The sequence below is a fragment of the Streptomyces sp. NBC_01439 genome, from assembly GCF_036227605.1.
GTDB lineage: Bacteria > Actinomycetota > Actinomycetes > Streptomycetales > Streptomycetaceae > Streptomyces.
This window is the reverse complement of the sequence record NZ_CP109487.1, coordinates 5699281-5715266: the sequence shown is the minus strand read 5'-3', so window position 1 is coordinate 5715266 and position 15986 is coordinate 5699281. Positions and strand designations below refer to the sequence as shown.

Here is a 15986-nt window from a genome sequence, read left to right as displayed (position 1 = left end):
TTCTAGTTAAGGAGGCATCGGGGCAGCTCACCTCCTCCGCCGGGAGGAACGATCCCTGGCCCGTTGTGCGGAGGGACCCCTAGGGGATCTGCACCCTTCGGCGTACGGACCCTGGGGGATACCGCCCCGAACGCGGCGGTGAGATGGTGTTTCCCGCAGTTGCGTGCAGGGGGAAGGAATCTCGGTGGCATCGGCGGAGAGCACGGGCGCGAGCCCGGACGGCACACCCTCGGGGCCCGCGGCCGACACCCCCGGCGCCGGGGTTCCGGCCGAGAACCGGGCCGGCGGCGCACCCTCGACCGGACCCGCCGCACCCTCGGCCGGGCCCGCCGCACGCCCGCCGACCCCGGTGGTCGCCTCGCTGATGCTCGGCATGGCCCTCGTCGCCCTGGACAGCACCGTCGTGGCCACCGCCGTCCCGCAGATCGTGGGCGAACTCGGCGGGTTCGCCGTCTTCTCCTGGCTCTTCTCCGGCTACCTGCTCGCGGTGACCGTCACCCTGCCCGTCTACGGGAAGCTGTCCGACACCTTCGGCCGCAAGCCCGTCCTGCTCTTCGGCATCGGCCTCTTCCTCGTCGGTTCGCTGCTGTGCACGGCCGCCTGGAACATGGCCGCCCTCATCGCCTTCCGCATCGTCCAGGGCCTGGGCGGCGGCGCCCTCCAGGGCACGATCCAGACCCTGGCCGCCGACCTCTACCCGCTCAGGGACCGGCCGCGGATCCAGGCCCGGATGTCCAGCGTCTGGGCCACCTCGGCCGTGGCCGGCCCGGCGCTCGGCGGGCTGCTCGCCTCGTACGCGCACTGGCGCTGGATCTTCCTGATCAACCTGCCGCTGGCGGGGCTCGCCCTGTGGATGGTCTCCCGTCACCTGACCGAGCCCGTACGGTCGCCCGGGCGCCGGGGACCGGTCGACTGGGCGGGCGCGCTCGCCGTCTTCGCCTGCGGCGGACTGCTGCTCTTCGCGCTCGTCCAGGGCGGGGTCGCCTGGCCCTGGCCGTCCGCGCCCTCGCTCGGGCTGCTGGGCGCGAGCGCGCTGCTGGCCGTCGTCGTGGTCCGGGTGGAACGCCGGGCTCCGGAACCGATCCTGCCCGGCTGGGTATGGCGCCGGCGCACCATCGCCGCCGTCAACCTGGCCATGGGGGCACTCGGCCTGCTGATGGTCGCCCCCATGGTGTTCATGCCGACCTACGCGCAGTCCGTGCTGGGCCTCGGCCCCGTCGGCGCCGGCCTGGTCATGTCGGTGATGACCCTGAGCTGGCCCGTCTCCGCCGCCTGCAGCCAGCACGTCTACCGGCGCATCGGCTTCCGCAACACCGCGGCCGTCGGGATCGCGCTCGCCGCGGTGATCCTGTTCTCCTTCACCCTGCTGCCGCACCCCGCCCGGCCCTGGCAGCCCGCACTGATCATGCTGCTGCTGGGCGGCGCCCTCGGTCTCTTCCAGCTCCCGCTGATCGTCGGGGTCCAGTCCACCGTGGGCTGGGCCGAGCGCGGGACCACGACGGCCTCGGTGCTGTTCTGCCGGCAGGTCGGCCAGAGCGTGGGCGCCGCCCTGCTCGCCGCCGTCGCCAACGCCACCATCGCCGCGCGCCTGGCGGACGCCCCCGTACCCGGCCTTCCGGAGCACCTGGACGACGTGGCGAAGGCGCTGGACCGGCCGGAACTGCTGACCGCTGCCGCCGCCGGCTACCTGCGCGAGGCCGTGGCCGCCGCCGTGGAGCACATCTTCCTCGGCGCGACGGCCGCCGCCCTGGCCGCGCTGCTGGTCCTGCTGCTGGTGGCGCCGCGCCGGTTCCCCGTCCTGCCGGAACTGCGCGAACAGCGCGAGGAGTAGAACGTCCACGGAATGTCGCCTTGTCATGACCGGGCCATTGGGTGACCCTCGTACCAGGACCGTTTCCGGGGGGACGACGACACATGGCATCGGCACTCTGCGCACTCGCGTTACTGGCCGCGCTGGCCGGCCCGATCTGCCTGCGGCTCGTCCGCAGTCCGGGCTTCATCACCGGCCGCGACGGCCGCCTCTCCACCTCGACGGCGCTCGCCCTCGCCTGGACGGTGATCCTGGTCTGGCTGCTGCTGGCGATCCTCGGCTACGGGCTCATCGCGGGCGGCGGCACCGCGTACTTCCGGGGCACCGACGGCCCGCTGTCCACCCTGACGACGGTGTACCTGCCGCTGCTCGGCGGCCCGTACGTGGCGCTGATCGCCGCGAAGGCGGTGGTCGGCCTGCGCGTGGAACACGGCAGCATGGCCAAGCCCGCCGCACGGCCGACGGCGTCGGGCCGGCGGCCGCTGCGGGAGCTGATCGCGAACGACAGCGGGCGCACCGACCTCGTGGACCTCCAGTACGTCGCCCTCAGCGCGGTCACCATGCTGTACGTGGTGCTGTTCTTCCTCGCGGACGTGGGCGGCGGACTCCCGCGCCTGCCCGCCGAGATGTGGGCCCTGACGGGCGCCCCGGCGGGCGCTTACCTGGTCAACAAGATGGCCGTCCGCGCCAATCCGGTGATCACGCACGTCGTACTGGCGGACGGCAGCCTGACGGTCGAGGGCGGCGGCTTCAGCCCGGACCCGGCGGGCCCGCCGACCCTCCTCACCGTCGACGACACCCCCCTCCCGGCCCAGGTCGACCCCCTGACGGGCGCCCTGACCGCCACCCTCCCGGCCCCGACGGCGCCCCCGTTCACGGTGGTCGTCACGGCGCGCGGCCTGCGCAGCGACCCGTACCGCTACGAGCCCCTCGCGAAGCCCGCCGTCCCGGCCCAGCCGCAGCCTCAGCCGCAGCCGGCGGGCTGACCCGTGCCGTCCTTCCTGAAGCCGTCCTGGCGCGCACCCTGGCGGATGTGGCTCCAGCCCGCGCACGCACGCGAGCGGCACGCCGAGATCCCCACGGCCCACGGCACCTACACGCTGTTCCGGGAACCCGGCCCGCGCCTGACCGCCGACGCCAAGGCCGAGGCGTGGGAGCGCTGGCAGTTCCTGCTGGGCGAGGAAACCGTCCTGGAGATCGACGACGCCGCGCTGCCGTGGCTGGGCATCCGCAAGCGGCTGCGCCACGGCGTCCGCGGCCGCCTCGACGGCGTGCCGTTCACGGCGCGGGCCGCGTGCAGATCCCTGCGGCCGAGCCGCTGCGGCATCCGCTTCTGCCTCGACGACGGACGGATCCTGTCGTTCACCGTGCACCGCTTCCACCAGCGCCTCGTCCGTGAGGCGGGCGACGAGCACGAGGTGCGCGCACGAACCCGCGCCGGCGGCTGGGAAACACACCGGCTGGACCGGGGCGAGTTGGCCCTCGTGTGCCTCGTCACCGTCTCGGGTCTGGACCGCCTCCTCGCGTCGCCGCTGCAGGACATCCTCTAGTAGCGCTTTGTTACGAGGTCTTGTCGCGTCGGGTGTTCGGTAGTTCGCTGGTTGTATGCGCTGGGGAGCTTGCGGCGGTGCGGGGCCGGTTGGAGGAGTTCACTTCCGAGGTGTTCGCGCCGTTGGTGCGGCGGGACTGGCTGGAGAAGGGCCGGTTGTATGTGCGGGGCCTGTTGCTCGATGGCCGGCGCAAGTCGATGCAGCCGATGGCCGGGCGTTTGGGGGTGGACCATCAGCAGTTGCAGCAGTTCATGACCTCCTCGACCTGGCCGGTCGCCGATGTGCGGGCCCGGCTGGCCTGGCGGGCGGTGGCCGTGGTCCGGCCTGAGGTGTGGGTGGTGGACGACACCGGTTTCCTCAAGGACGGCACTGCTTCGCCCGGGGTGGCCCGGCAGTACTCGGGCACGTTGGGCAAGGTCGGCAACTGTCAGATCGGGGTCAGCGTCCACGCCGCCTCCGACAGCGCTTCGTGCCGGGCTGTCCTGGCGGTTGTTCCTGCCGCAGTCGTGGGACGGCCCTGAGGCGGCCGCCCGCCGCAAAGGCTGCCGGATCCCCGACAGCGAACGCCACCGCCCGAAGTGGCAGCTCGCGCTGGAGATGCTCGACGAACTGGCCGGGATCGGTCTGCGGCCCGCCGCGCTGGTCGCGGATGCCGGATACGGCGCGAACGCCGACTTCCGCCACGGCTTGGAGGACCGGGGCCTGGCCTACGTCCTGCAGGCCAAGGGTGAGATGACCGCCCACCGGGAGGAAGCGGTGCCGCATCAGCCCGCCTACTCGGGGCTCGGCCCCAGGCCGAGGCCCCGCTACCGCACCCGGCCCGTCTCCTTACGCGACCACGTGCTGGCCGCCGGACGCCACCACGGCCGGACCGTGACCTGGCGCAAGGGTTCGAAAGCGGCGATGAGCTCGCACTTCGTCCTCCTGCGGGTCCGCCTCGCGGGCCGGCGGCCCAAGCCGGCCGAGGATGGAACGATCCCGCTCGTCTGGCTGATCGCGCAGTGGCCCGAAGGCGAGACGGAGCCCGTGAAGTACTGGATTTCGAACCTGCCCGCGAACATTCCCGCCAAGGACCTGATCCGCCTCGCGAAGGCCCGCTGGCGTATTGAGCACGACTACCGCGAACTGAAAACGGTTCTGGGACTGGACCACTTCGAGGGCCGCTCCTTCGTCGGTTGGCACCGCCACGTCACCCTCGTGACCGCCGCCCACCTCTTCCTGACCGAACAGCAGAGGAACCCAAAAGCCCCTGCCAGGGCCTGACCCTCTACCAGGCCCTGGACCTCCTCCAACACCTCATCGCCACGTGGAACGGCACCTGCCCCACCTGCCAGCAGACCGTCCCTTGGCAGCCCCACGACACCAGCTAACAAAGCACTACTAGAGCGTGTCTCCTTGATTCGCTTGTCGGTTGATCAGCCGTGTCCGTCCGGTTAGTGATCACTGATGCGATGTGGGACCGGATCGAGCCGTGGATGCCGGCCGATCCGGTCCGCGGTCGGCGATGGGCCGATCACCGCCGAACCCTGAAGGCCATCGCGTGGAAATACCGCACCGGCTCGCCCTGGCGGGACCTGCCAGATGAGTTGGGCTCGTTCCAGACCGCTCACAAACGGCTGCTCAGGTGGGCCGTGGATGGCACTTGGGAACGGATCCTCGCCGTGCTTCTGGCAGTGGCCGACGATGCTGACGACATCGGCTGGACCGTGTCGGTGGACTCCACCGTCTGCCGAGCGCACCAGCACGCCGCCGGAGCCAGAAAGAAAGGGGAGCCAGATCGGGCTGAGCCTGACGACCATGCGCTCGGACGTTCCCGCGGCGGCCTGAGCACGAAAGTCCACCTCGCCAGCGACAGCCACGCACGACCCTTGGCCCTCCGCGTCACCGCGGGCCAGGCGGGCGACGCACCAGCCTTCCATGCCGTCATGGCCGGCATTCGTGTTCCGCGAAGCGGGCCGGGAGACCGAGGACCCGACCAGACGCCGTCCTGGCGGACCGCGCGTACTCGTCCCGCGCGATCCGAAGCCATCTCCGCCGACGCGGGATCCGAGCAGTCATCCCTCAGCCCTCCGACCAGATCCGCCACCGTCTGCGGCGAGGCCGAACCGGTGGTCGGCCACCTGTCTTCGACGCCGAGACATACAAGCAGCGCAACGCAGTCGAACGGTGCATCAACCGGCTCAAGCAGTGGCGCGGTCTGGCCATGCGGACGGACAAGCTGGCCATCGTTTACCAGGCTGCCCTCCACCTCTCCGCCACCCTCATCTGGGCTCGCGAGTGATCGAAAGGACACGCCTCAGGGGTTGTCGGTCAGAGGGGATCGAGGAGCATCAGGACCTCGTCTCGGGTGTCGTCGGGCGCGAAGCGCAAGGCGCTGGGCCAGCGTCCGACCTCCCGCCATCCCAGGCGGCCGTAGAAGTCCTCCAACCCTTCTCTCCCCCGGGCCGTGAGACGGAGCTGCTCAAGCCGCAGCTCGTCACGGGCCACCGTCCGCAGCTCTCGCATGAGAGCGGAGCCGACACCAAGGCTGCGGAAGCCGGGGTGGGTCTGGAGGTGGTGGACCGTTCCCCAGTGTGCGACGAGCCGAAAGGGATCACTTTTGAGGACAACCCATCCGGCAAGAGCCTCACCGAACCTGGCGATGATGAGGCGGCTGCGCGACGGGTCGAGATGGCTGAGGAGCTCGTCTGCGGCCGGTGCGACGTCGTCGTCATGGACTGGAGGGAAAGGAAATCCCGCAGCACCACCCGCGTTCGTGACTGCGATCCAGCAGTCGACGAGCTGACGCCTCAGGTCGGAAGGGACCTCATGTGTTCCGGTGATCTGAGTGAGAGTGGGCATGATCTTCTGCTTCATGCGCAGGAGCATCCCAGTCGGTGCTGACATCGAAGTGAGCCGAGTCTCCAGAGCCACCTACTGCTCACGCGTTCAAGGAGACACCCCCTAGTGCTGCTGTGACCGGAAAGGCTTGCCAGTCACAGCAGCACTAGGGTGTTTCGTTTGGATCACCAGGCAGACCAGAGGAAGATGCCGGCGATGTGGAGTCCGGCCAGGTAGATGGTCGCTGTCTTCTCGTAGCGGGTGGCGATGCCTCGCCACTGCTTCAAGCGGTTGATGCAGCGTTCGACGGTGTTGCGCTGCTTGTCTGCCTCGCGGTCGAAGGCGGGTGGCCTGCCACCCCGGCTTCCGCGCCGCAGGCGGTGGCCGCGTTGATCGGCCGGAACTGGGATCACGGCGCGGATCCCGCGCTTGCGCAGGTGCTCGCGAATCGCGCGGGAGGAGTACGCCTTGTCGGCCAAGACCACGTCCGGCCTGGTGCGGGGCCGTCCTCGCCGTCGGGGACAGCGAAGTCGGGCCATGACGTGTGCAAAGGCGGGTGCGTCACCGGCCTGGCCGGCGGTGAGCACGAAGGCCAGTGGCCGGCAGTGGGCATCGGAGGCCAGGTGGATCTTTGTGGTCAGCCCGCCGCGGGACCGGCCGATGGCATGGTCTGCGGGTTCGCCTGCTGGGGCCCCTTTTTGCGGGCCCCAGCCGCGTGCTGGTGCGCGCGCACGATGGTCGAGTCCACCGAGACAGCCCAGTTGAGGACTTCGTCGGCGTCGGCCTGCGCGACCAGCGCGGTGAACACCCGCCCCCAGGTGCCGTCGATGGCCCGCATCCGTAGCCGGTTGTAGACGCCTCGCCGGTTGCCGTATTTCTCGGGGAGGTGGATCCACTGCGATCCCGTCTGGAACTTCCAGGCGATCGCGTCGATCACCTCTCGATGATCCCTCGACCGGCCACCCCGCCGTGGTATCCGATCTGGGAGTAACGGCTCGATTCGCGCCCACTGCGCGTCAGTCAACGGCGCACAGGAACAACGACCGGCGGGGCTGGTTGGAACGGCGCTGTTGCGGGGTGGCCTTCGAGGAGGCCGCTCCGGTACGGGAGTTCCCGTCGTACCGGTGGCAGAGGAACTCTCCGGGTTTGTACTGGGCGGACACGATGCTGCGCCATGCGGGGGCCTTGGAGTCACGGACCCCGATCCGCGCTCCCGCGAACTGCGCGGTCTCCAAGCAGAAGCTGTCCTCATTCAGGCTGTAGGAACTCTTGTGCCAGGCGGAGATCCCGCCCCCATCACCGTCGCCGGTCCTTGCCGGCGCAGAGGGGCAGGGGTCCTCAGCGCTCCGCAGCCTGGCCAGGTGCGACCGGGACGGGGAGGTGAGTGGTGAGGAAGTGGGCGGCGCGGTCGAGTGCGGCGTCCGCCTCTTCGAGGCGGCCGTGCTCGCCCTGGTAGACGTGCGGGAGGCCCGGCCCGATCTCCAAGGTGGCCTCGACATCGGCGGCGCCCCAGCGGGCGGCCAGGCGGACCGCGTCGTCGAGGAGCACCTCGTTCGCGCCGACCTGCACGAGCAGCGGGGGCAGGCCCGTGAGGTCGGCGAAGACCGGGCTCGCGAGGGGGTCGCTGGGATCGCCGTCGCCGATGTAGAGGTCCGCGAAGGCGCGTATGGCGGCCTCGGTGAAGATCGGGTCGGCGTCCGCCTTGGTGCGCATGCTCTCCCCGGAGAGGGTGAGGTCGACCCACGGGGAGAAAACCACGACGGCGGCCGGCTGCGGCAGTCCCGCCTCCCGGGCGGCGAGCAGGGTGGCGATGGCGAGGCCGCCGCCGGCCGAGTCGCCGGCCAGTACGAGCTCTCGCGGGTCGGTACCAGTCTCCAGCAGGTCGCGGTAGGCGGCGAGCCCGTCGTCAACCGCGGCGGGGAAGGCGTGCTCGGGGGCCAGGCGGTAGTCCACCGAGGTGGCCCGCAGCCCGGTGCGGACGGCGAGCTCGCCGACCAGGCCGGTGTGGGTGTCGGGTGAGCCGACGACGTAGCCGCCGCCGTGGAGGTAGAGCAGTCGACCGCGATCGGCCGCTCCGGCCGGCTCCAGCTCCAGGGCGGGCCTCCCGCCCACGACCGTCCTACGGGTGGCGACGCCGTCCGGTGCCGGTCGGGTCAGGGCCGCGGCGAAGCCCGCGCGCTGCTCGGCGGGGGTGAGCGGCGTTTCGCCGCGCGGGATGGAGCGGAGCAGGGCGTCCAGGGCCTGACGCTGCTGTGCGGACATGGTGGGCCCCCATCGGTGCGGTCGGATGCGAAGATTGATTCCTCGGAATCGATCTGCTTCCATCTAAGCGCATTCCAGGGAATATGATTCCTGGGAATCTATTGGGGGTTCTGTGAGCCACGTCACTCCATTGTTCCTCGATCTCGTCCGCGTGGAGACCCGGCTCTACAACGCGGTCGGAGCCCGCCTGCGCGCCGAACAGGAGCTGGCGCTGGGTCAGTTCGAGGTCCTGCAGATCATCGACCGGGTGGACGGGTGCCGGGTGCTCGACATCGTGGGCGACCTCGCGATCACGGTGGGGGCCGTCAGCAAGGCGGTCGACCGGCTGGTGGCCGCGGGCTGGTGCGTGCGCGTCGCGCACCCGCAGGACCGCCGCTCCTCCGTGCTGCGCCTGACGGCCGAGGGCGAGAAGGTGCTGGCGGCCGCCCGGCCCGTGGTCGAGAGCACGCTCGCCGCGCTGACCAGCGGGATCCCCGCCGCCGACCTCGCGACCCTCGCCACCACCCTGGCCGCCCTCCGCGCGAACCTCGAGGCGGACGGCCAGGGTCAGCTCTAGGCCGTCTCTTCCGGGTCTTGCCTGGCCCGCGCCGCCCGGCAAGATCCGAAAGAGACGGCCTAGCCGTCGCCCTTGTGGCGGGCGTAGTAGCGGGCCACCCGGGCCCGGTTGCCGCAGACCGAGGCCACGCACCAGCGGCGCCGGGGGTGCGCCGGCAGGAAGAGCAGGACGCAGTCGTGGGCCTCGCACTCGCGCACCTGCGCCACCCGGGGGTCCGTCAGCAGCTCCGCGACCGCCTCGGCCAGTTCCGCCGCGAGCCGGCGGGCCGGATCCGCCGGCCGGTGCACCGCGGCGGCGATCCCGCCCGCCCCGGTCCAGGCCAGCACGCGGTGCGAGGGCGCCGCGGCCAGGGCCCCGTTCAGCGCGGCGAGCGCCCCGGCCGGAGGCCGCGTACCGCGCCGCACGGCGTCGAGCGCCGCGCGCGCGGCCTCCCGTACGGCCCCTACGGCGGCCACCTCTGCGGCGCCCACGACGTCGACGGGGGTCAGCCGCCCGGCCTGCGCGGCCAGCCAGGCCGAGAGTCCCGCCGGGTCGGCGACGAGATCGCCCACCGGGGCCTCGGTGTTGAGGAGGTCCAGCGCGAGGGGCTCGCCGGTGAGCGGGAAGGTCACTGTCACCTCGCTAATGCTACTGCAATCACTTGACCCATTAGAGATCACCGGCAAGACTAATGGAAACAAGGACGCAGGAGGCATGTGATGACCGCTCGTCGCACCGTTCCCACCATCCGGCACCGCACCGTCGACGTGGCCGGAGTCCGCGTCGCCTACCGCGAGAGCGGCCCCGCCGACGGCCCCGTCCTGCTGCTCCTGCACGGCTTCCCCACCGCCTCGCACCAGTTCGCCCGCCTGATGGACGCCCTCGGCAACACTCCATACCGGCTGATCGCCCCCGACTACCCCGGCTCCGGCCGCACCGAAGCGCCGGCCGGATTCACGTACGCCTTCGACCGGCTCGCGGACATCGTGGAGGGCTTCACCGACGCCCTCGGCCTGGACCGCTTCGCCCTGTACGTCTTCGACTTCGGCGCCCCGGTCGGACTGCGGCTCGCCGCGCGCCGACCGGAGCGGGTGACCGGCCTGATCGTCCAGAACGGCAACGCCTACGAGGAGGGCCTCTCGGACGCGGCCCGCGCGTTCGCCGGACTCCGGCGCGAGGTCCCGGGCAACGAGGAACGCGTCCGGGGGCTCTTCACCCCGGAGGGCATCCGCTTCCAGTACGAGACCGGCGTCGCCGACGCCAGCCTCCTCTCCCCCGACGGCTGGACCCTCGACGTGCACCACCTCGGCCTGCCGGGCCGCGCCGACGCCCAGGCCGACCTCGCCTTCGACTACGCCTCGAACTTCGCCCACTACCCCGCCTGGCAGGCCTGGCTGCGCGCCGCCCGGATCCCGGTGCTGGTCGTGTGGGGCGCGGGCGACCCCTTCTTCACCCCGGCGGGCGCGAAGGCCTACCTCCGCGACGCCCCGCACGCCGACGTGCACGTCTTCGAGGGCGCGGGCCACTTCGCCCTGGAGACCCACCTCCCGCAGATCGCCCCGCTGATCGAGGAGTTCCTGGACTCCGCCACAGGGGCCTGACCAGCGCCCGACAACGCAGCGAGGTGGGGTGCCGGGCATCGCGGGCCCGGCACGATCCGGAAAGGACGGTCTAGCCCTCCGCCGGGGCGCGGCCCGTCAGGGCTGCCAGGCTGGAGCGGACGTGGTTCATGTGCGCCCGCATCTCCTCCGCCGCCTCCCCGTGCTCCCGCAGGATCCCCCGCGTCTCGCGCCCGATCCGCTCCTCCGCCACCCGCGCCTGGGCGATCAACTCGGCCGCCTGAGCCTCCGCGTCCTCCTGCCCGTGCCGCGCCGACTCCTCCGCCTCGGCGAACTCGCGCCGCGCCTCCGCCAATCGGGCCTCGACGTGCCGCTCCAGCTCCGCGTGGCGCGCCTCCAGGTCCGCCTCGCGCGCCGTCAACTCCCGCTCCGCCGCCTCCCGGCGCTCCGCCTGCTCCTGCTCGCGCTCCGCCCGCTCCGCCTCCGCCCGCCGCCGCGTCTGCACCAGCGCGGCCGTCGCCTGGGCCCGCCACGCCGCCGCGTCCTCCCGCGCCCCCGACCGCGCGTCGTCCGCCTCGCGCTGCGCCCGCAACAGCCCCTGCCTGGCCCGGACCTCCGTCTGCTCGCGCACCGCCTCCGCGTCGCCCCGCGCGAGCTCCGCCGCCCGGTCGGCGCGGGCCTCGGCCGCACCCAACGTCGCCGCGGCGTCCACCCGCGCGTCCGTCCGTAGAGCGTCCGCCTCTTCCTCCGCCAGCAGCAGGATCCGGCGGGCCCGCTCGCTCAGCTCGTCGTACGTCTGCGGAGCCAGCGCGGCGACCGCCGCCCGCAGCCGCGCCGCGTCCGCCTCCATCTGCTTGGCCAGGACGGTCAGCCGGGCCACCCGCTCCCAGGCCTCGTCCCGGCTCCCGGACAGCCGGGCGAGATACCGGTCGACCTCTTCCATGCGGTAGCCGCGACCGCGCACGGTCGCAAAGGGTGCACTCATCCGGGATGCGCCTCTCTCGCGGGGATTCCCGTCAAGGATGCGCCATTTGATCCCGGAAGCCGGAATGGCCGGGCCGAGACCCTGTTCGAAGGTCCCGACCCGGCCATCCAGCCGATCGCACGATCAGCCAATCAGCTGATCAGAGCAGTCCGTCCCACATCTGCTCCAGCAGCACCGACCACCAGCTCTCCGGCGAGGACAGCGCCGCGCTGTCGAGCCCCGCCAGATTCGCCTGGAAGTCGACGGTCCAACGGCCCGCCTGCTCCGGCGTCAAATGCTGGCGCAGTCGCCACATGTGACCCAGCATCGCGAGGGACCGCACGAACTGCGGCAGGCTCGAATTCACGAACTGCGGCGGTACGGGGGCACCTCCCGGGCCGCCCTCCACCGGCACCGCCACGATGTGCGCGGTGCCGTACTGGACGCACAGCGCCTTGCCGAAGTCGCTGCCGATGACCAGGTACGAGCCCGCGTCCGAGGCCGGCTGCACCTGCCGCTGCTGGGCCAGCTCGGCCAGCGTCGGCACCGGCTGCCCCGGCACCGCCTGCGCCCAGAAGAACGGCCCGAAATCGACCGGCAGGCCCGCCCACATCAGCGTCTGCGCCACGATCTCCGGCACACCCTGACGGGACACCGCCCGCTGATCAAAGCGGAACACGCCCTGCGGACCGAACGCCGCCGCCAGCTCCTGCCCGATCGCCTCCAGCGGGATCGCCGGCTGCAGCGGGACCTGCGGCAACGGCGCCCGTACCGGCGCGGGGCGCGCCGGACCGTCCGCCACCTGGTGCAGCTCGCCCTGGTGGGTGAGCAGGTGCCGCATGCCCTGCTGGCGGCCCGCGTGGTCCTTGCCGTACGGGGCCACGCTCGTGATCCGCACCTGCGGCCAGGTCTCCCGGATCATCCGGGCGCAGTAACCGCCCGGCAGCTCACAGGACTCCAGTTCGGTGTGCAGCTCCAGCACTTGCTGCGGCGGCACGTTCATGGCGCGCAGCTCGTAGAGGATCTGCCACTCCGGGTGCGGAGTACCGGGCGCCGAGCGGCGGATGAGCTGCTGCTCGGAGCCGTCGGGCGCGCGGTAGCGGAGCACGGCCTGGTAGCCGGGGCCGACGGTGGGCGCACCGGTCGGGACCGGGGGCTGCCCGCCGGGACCACCGGGCGCGCCAGGCGGCGGGCCGGGAGGCCCGGGCGGACCGGGCGGCTGCGGAACACCGGGGCCGGCCAGCATCGTCGCGGCATGGTCGAGCCCACCACCGGGCACACCGGGAGCCCCGGGCGGACCAGGAGGCTGCGGTACGCCGGGACCCGCGAGCATGGTGGCGGCGTGATGGGCCCCGCCACCGGGAGCCCCGGGCGGGCCGGGAGGCGCCGGCGGCTGACCGGTGACGGCCGGACCGGCCAACATCGTCGCGGCATGGTCGAGCCCGCGCCCCAGCGACCCCGGAGCACCGGGCGGACCGGGAGGGCCGGGCGGACCGGGCGGACCGGGCGGACCAGGCGGCTGGGGCGCACCAGCACCCGCACCCGGAGCCCCCGGCGGACCGGGAGGCGCCGGCGGCTGGCCCGCGACGGCCGGACCGGCCAACATCGTCGCGGCATGGTCGAGCCCACGCCCCAGCGCCCCCGGAGCTCCCGGCGGACCGGGCGGCGCCGGCGGCTGCCCCGCGCCCGGAGCACCGGACGGACCGGGCGGCTGCGGAACACCGGGGCCGGCCAGCATCGTCGCGGCATGGTCGAGCCCGCCACCAGGCGCACCGGGCGGACCCGACGGCGTCGACGGCCGGGAGATCTGGGCCTTGCTCGTCGGCGCGTCCGCGATGTCGCCCGCCGCCGAACCGCCCTGCGAACCACCGGCCGAATCGCCCGGCGACCCCAGCGCGGGCACGACCGCCGTCCTCGGCAACTGGCTGCCGCCCGGCATCAGCGTGGTCTGCGCCTCCGGGGCCACCCCGGACGACGGCGCGTCCTCCAGGTCCGACCCGGACAGCGGCGGCGCGAACACGGTCGCCGGCAGCGGTACGGACGCGTCGTCCGTACCGGAGTTCACATCGGTGCCCGCCCAGGGCGTGGCCCCGATCGGCACCGCGGGCCCGGCCGGAGCCTGGGCCGTCGCCGGAACACCGTCGTTGGCCGTGGGTTCGTACGGAACCTCACCGCCGCGCCGCAACGGCACGGCCGGGGTGGGCGCCGGTGCCGCAGGAGCCGACGCGGGCGCAGGCGCGGCCTCGGGCACGGCGTCGACGGGCACGGCCGGAGCCGGCGTGGGCGTCGACCTCGGCGCGATCCCCGCCCGGTCCGCGGCCTCCTGCAACCACTCCGGCGGGCTGAGCATGAAAGACGTCTGCTCCGAGTCGATCCGCGGCGGCGGAACCGAAGCCTCCGAAACAGCCGCGGACACGGCCCCGTACTCCTCCTCGTACCGGCGGATCACCTCACCCACCGGCAGGCCCGGCCACAGCGTCACCTCCCCGCTGTCCCGCGCGATGACCAGCCGCTGCCGCCCACCACCGGAAACGGGACCGGCCGCGCGGTCCTCCGCCCACACCACGAACCCGAGCCCGAACTCCCGTACGCGCACCTCCCGGTGCTGGTACGCGGGCACGTCCCCGTTGATCCACTCCTCGGCGCGCTCCTGCGCCTGCGCAAACGTCACCATCGCGCGCTCACCCCTCCACCGGTGCCGAACCCGACACCGGAACCGAACGTGCGAATCCGCCGTCCACCATCAGACCGGCCACCGTCTCCAGCTCCGGCGGATTGCCGGCCAGCCGCTCGAGGAAGGCGTCGAAATCAGCACCGCACGGCAGCAACAACCGCTCCACGCGCTCCTGGACCGACCAGCCGTCCCGGTCACGGGCATCGTCGTACGGGGAGAACCACACCGAGCCGACGCCCTCGCCCCTGACCTTCAACGCGAGCAACCCGCCCTGGGCGAAGGCCACGCACAGGTAGTCCTTCGTCAGGTGGTCCCGCAGACACTTGTTGACGTACACCAGATCATTGACCGCCGCCTCCTCACGCACCGTGAAGAAGGGCTGGTCCACCAGCAGACCGAGGTCCACGTCCAGGCCCGCACCCACCGGCGCGCAACCGCCCGCGGCCTTCAGGAACGAGCGGTAGGGCTCCGGCAGCCGGTAGCCGAGGTCCTCCTCGACCCCCTGCACCTGTTCCTCGGAGACCGACACCACCGACTTCGGCAGCCCCAGGTGCGCCGGGCGCACCTCCTGCAACGGCCGCGTCCCGCGCTTGTCGTGGTCCACCGGAGCCGTCGCCAGGCCCGCGTGATGCCGCAGCAGCGCCTTCACCTCGACCGGGACCAGCTCCATGCGCCGCGAACCGGCCACGTGGTGCCAGGTCCAACCGTGCGGGGTCGCCACCGGCCCGACCGTGTCCCACAACTCGTGCCCGGAGACCTTCATCGCGGCGTTCGCGGACACGTAGTCCGTGAGCCGCAGCTCGTCCACGCCGAAGCCCTCCGGCGGCTCGGCGATCTCCACGGCCGCGCGCGCGTAGACGGAGAAGTCCGGATGCCCATTGCCGTCCATCCGCACCCCGTGGGGATGCCGAGCGGCCCGGACCGGGTCCGGGAAATGCACGACCTGCCCCGAGTAAGCGGCGTTGGGTGGCGCGGCCTGCTGCCCGAGCCGACCTGTCGTCATGGCGGTAGCCCCCTGCTGGATCTGGCTGGTTCACCACAGCCTATGCGCTGGGGCAAGACCCTTACCCGCACCCGACCAGCGCACCCGCCAGAGGGCCAGGAACATCCGAATTGATACGAATATTCGACCCCGCTTCCGCATGACAGGTGACATTTGGCAGGCTGTACCCGCAGTACGGGGGCGTGAGCGACAGGGGTCACCACAGCCGCCACGGGAGGGAAAGCACGCGCATGCACAACACGGCAACACGCACAGAATCCGGCGACACCGCGCCGGACGCAACAGGCGCACCGGCCTCCGCCGGCCCGGCCGGCGAAGCCGCCGGTCCCGCCGGCGACCCCCGGCTGCGCTGGAGCAGCACGGACGACCGCCCCGCCGTACCCGTCCTGCGCTTCCGCCGCGACGGCATCCTCCCCACCGTCGCCGCCGCCCTCTCCGTGCGCGGCGAGACCCTCACCGGCACCGCCGGCAAGGCCGATCAGCCACCCGCGCTCCATCCGCTCGTCCAGGACTTCCTCGACACCCTCACCAGCGGCCAACGCGAACGCTTCACCGGCCGGTGCCCGGAGGCAATCCTGCTCTCCCGCCACCTGACCGCCGTCGAGGGCGCCCGCTCCCGGCGCGCCTCCCGCAAACCCCTCTCCGCGAGCGAGGCCCGGCGCTCCCTCAAACACGCGAAGATCACCGCCCGCCACATCCGCGAGGACGGCGACCCCCTCCACGACAGCTACGCACCGCCCTGCCGCTCCTGTGACGCACTCCTCGCCCACTTCGGCGTACGCCCCGTCGACCTCACCCCCTCCGAGTAG

At 72.4% G+C, this 15986-nt stretch carries 15 protein-coding genes and 1 pseudogene; 8 read left to right on the top strand and 8 right to left on the bottom strand.

The genetic code is table 11. The annotated features are described in order from the left end of the window. The first annotated feature begins 184 nt into the window (after nucleotides 1-184). From OG207_RS25865 to OG207_RS25845, 5 genes and pseudogenes are all read left to right on the top strand, one after another. Nucleotides 185-1831 (top strand): MFS transporter, encoded by a 1647-nt coding sequence (locus OG207_RS25865; RefSeq protein ID WP_329101303.1) that lies wholly within the window; start codon nucleotides 185-187, stop codon nucleotides 1829-1831. Between the two features lie 83 nt (nucleotides 1832-1914). Continuing rightward, nucleotides 1915-2796, top strand: coding sequence for a hypothetical protein (locus OG207_RS25860; protein ID WP_329101301.1), 882 nt, complete (start codon nucleotides 1915-1917; stop codon nucleotides 2794-2796). A 3-nt stretch (nucleotides 2797-2799) separates the two neighbouring features. After that, nucleotides 2800-3360 carry a hypothetical protein gene (locus OG207_RS25855; protein WP_329101298.1) on the top strand — a complete coding sequence of 187 codons (561 nt, stop codon included), beginning with the start codon at nucleotides 2800-2802 and terminating at the stop codon, nucleotides 3358-3360. A 47-nt stretch (nucleotides 3361-3407) separates the two neighbouring features. Next, a pseudogene (locus OG207_RS25850) lies at nucleotides 3408-4623 on the top strand (IS701 family transposase). A gap of 188 nt (nucleotides 4624-4811) precedes the next feature. Further along, nucleotides 4812-5641, top strand: a protein-coding gene (locus tag OG207_RS25845) for an IS5 family transposase (RefSeq protein ID WP_329107876.1) whose coding sequence is annotated in 2 segments (ribosomal slippage) — nucleotides 4812-5316 and nucleotides 5316-5641 — 831 coding nt in all. Because the reading frame shifts where the segments join, the coding sequence is not laid out codon by codon here. A gap of 29 nt (nucleotides 5642-5670) precedes the next feature. Here the strand turns inward: OG207_RS25845 and OG207_RS25840 are convergent. From OG207_RS25840 to OG207_RS25825, 4 genes are all read right to left on the bottom strand, one after another. Beyond that, nucleotides 5671-6216, bottom strand: coding sequence for a GNAT family N-acetyltransferase (locus OG207_RS25840; protein ID WP_329101296.1), 546 nt, complete (start codon nucleotides 6214-6216; stop codon nucleotides 5671-5673). Between the two features lie 149 nt (nucleotides 6217-6365). Then, a protein-coding gene (locus OG207_RS25835) for an IS5 family transposase (RefSeq protein ID WP_443072735.1) occupies nucleotides 6366-7204 on the bottom strand; the annotation gives its coding sequence in 2 pieces (ribosomal slippage) (nucleotides 6366-6854 and nucleotides 6857-7204; 837 coding nt in all). Further along, nucleotides 7197-7415 (bottom strand): hypothetical protein, encoded by a 219-nt coding sequence (locus tag OG207_RS25830; protein ID WP_329101292.1) that lies wholly within the window; start codon nucleotides 7413-7415, stop codon nucleotides 7197-7199. The genes OG207_RS25835 and OG207_RS25830 overlap by 8 nt, the downstream gene beginning before the upstream one ends. A 103-nt stretch (nucleotides 7416-7518) precedes the next feature. After that, complete coding sequence (locus OG207_RS25825; RefSeq protein WP_329101290.1) at nucleotides 7519-8442, bottom strand: alpha/beta hydrolase; 924 nt, start codon at nucleotides 8440-8442, stop codon at nucleotides 7519-7521. 112 nt (nucleotides 8443-8554) lie between these two features. Here OG207_RS25825 and OG207_RS25820 point away from each other — a divergent pair, with 112 nt between their 5' ends. Then, nucleotides 8555-8998: a MarR family winged helix-turn-helix transcriptional regulator gene (locus OG207_RS25820; RefSeq protein ID WP_329101288.1), complete on the top strand. Its 444-nt coding sequence runs from the start codon at nucleotides 8555-8557 to the stop codon at nucleotides 8996-8998. Nucleotides 8999-9057: 59 nt separating this feature from the next. Here the strand turns inward: OG207_RS25820 and OG207_RS25815 are convergent, their stop codons facing one another. Further along, the gene (locus tag OG207_RS25815) at nucleotides 9058-9615 is read right to left on the bottom strand and encodes a CGNR zinc finger domain-containing protein (protein WP_329101286.1); all 558 of its coding nucleotides are present in this window, start codon (nucleotides 9613-9615) and stop codon (nucleotides 9058-9060) included. A gap of 81 nt (nucleotides 9616-9696) precedes the next feature. Here OG207_RS25815 and OG207_RS25810 point away from each other — a divergent pair, with 81 nt between their 5' ends. Next, the gene (locus tag OG207_RS25810) at nucleotides 9697-10578 is read left to right on the top strand and encodes an alpha/beta fold hydrolase (protein ID WP_329101284.1); all 882 of its coding nucleotides are present in this window, start codon (nucleotides 9697-9699) and stop codon (nucleotides 10576-10578) included. Between the two features lie 70 nt (nucleotides 10579-10648). Here OG207_RS25810 and OG207_RS25805 read toward each other — a convergent pair whose 3' ends face one another. The 3 genes from OG207_RS25805 to OG207_RS25795 form a co-directional block, all read right to left on the bottom strand. Then, nucleotides 10649-11521, bottom strand: coding sequence for a DivIVA domain-containing protein (locus OG207_RS25805; protein ID WP_329101282.1), 873 nt, complete (start codon nucleotides 11519-11521; stop codon nucleotides 10649-10651). A gap of 139 nt (nucleotides 11522-11660) precedes the next feature. Next, on the bottom strand, nucleotides 11661-14174 hold the full coding sequence (locus tag OG207_RS25800; protein ID WP_329101280.1) for an SUKH-4 family immunity protein: 2514 nt from the start codon (nucleotides 14172-14174) through the stop codon (nucleotides 11661-11663). A 7-nt stretch (nucleotides 14175-14181) separates the two neighbouring features. Next, nucleotides 14182-15177, bottom strand: a complete 996-nt coding sequence (locus tag OG207_RS25795) for an SMI1/KNR4 family protein (RefSeq protein ID WP_329101278.1) — start codon at nucleotides 15175-15177, stop codon at nucleotides 14182-14184. Between the two features lie 230 nt (nucleotides 15178-15407). Between OG207_RS25795 and OG207_RS25790 the strand changes: the two genes are divergently transcribed. Continuing rightward, nucleotides 15408-15986 carry a YwqJ-related putative deaminase gene (locus OG207_RS25790; RefSeq protein WP_329101276.1) on the top strand — a complete coding sequence of 193 codons (579 nt, stop codon included), beginning with the start codon at nucleotides 15408-15410 and terminating at the stop codon, nucleotides 15984-15986.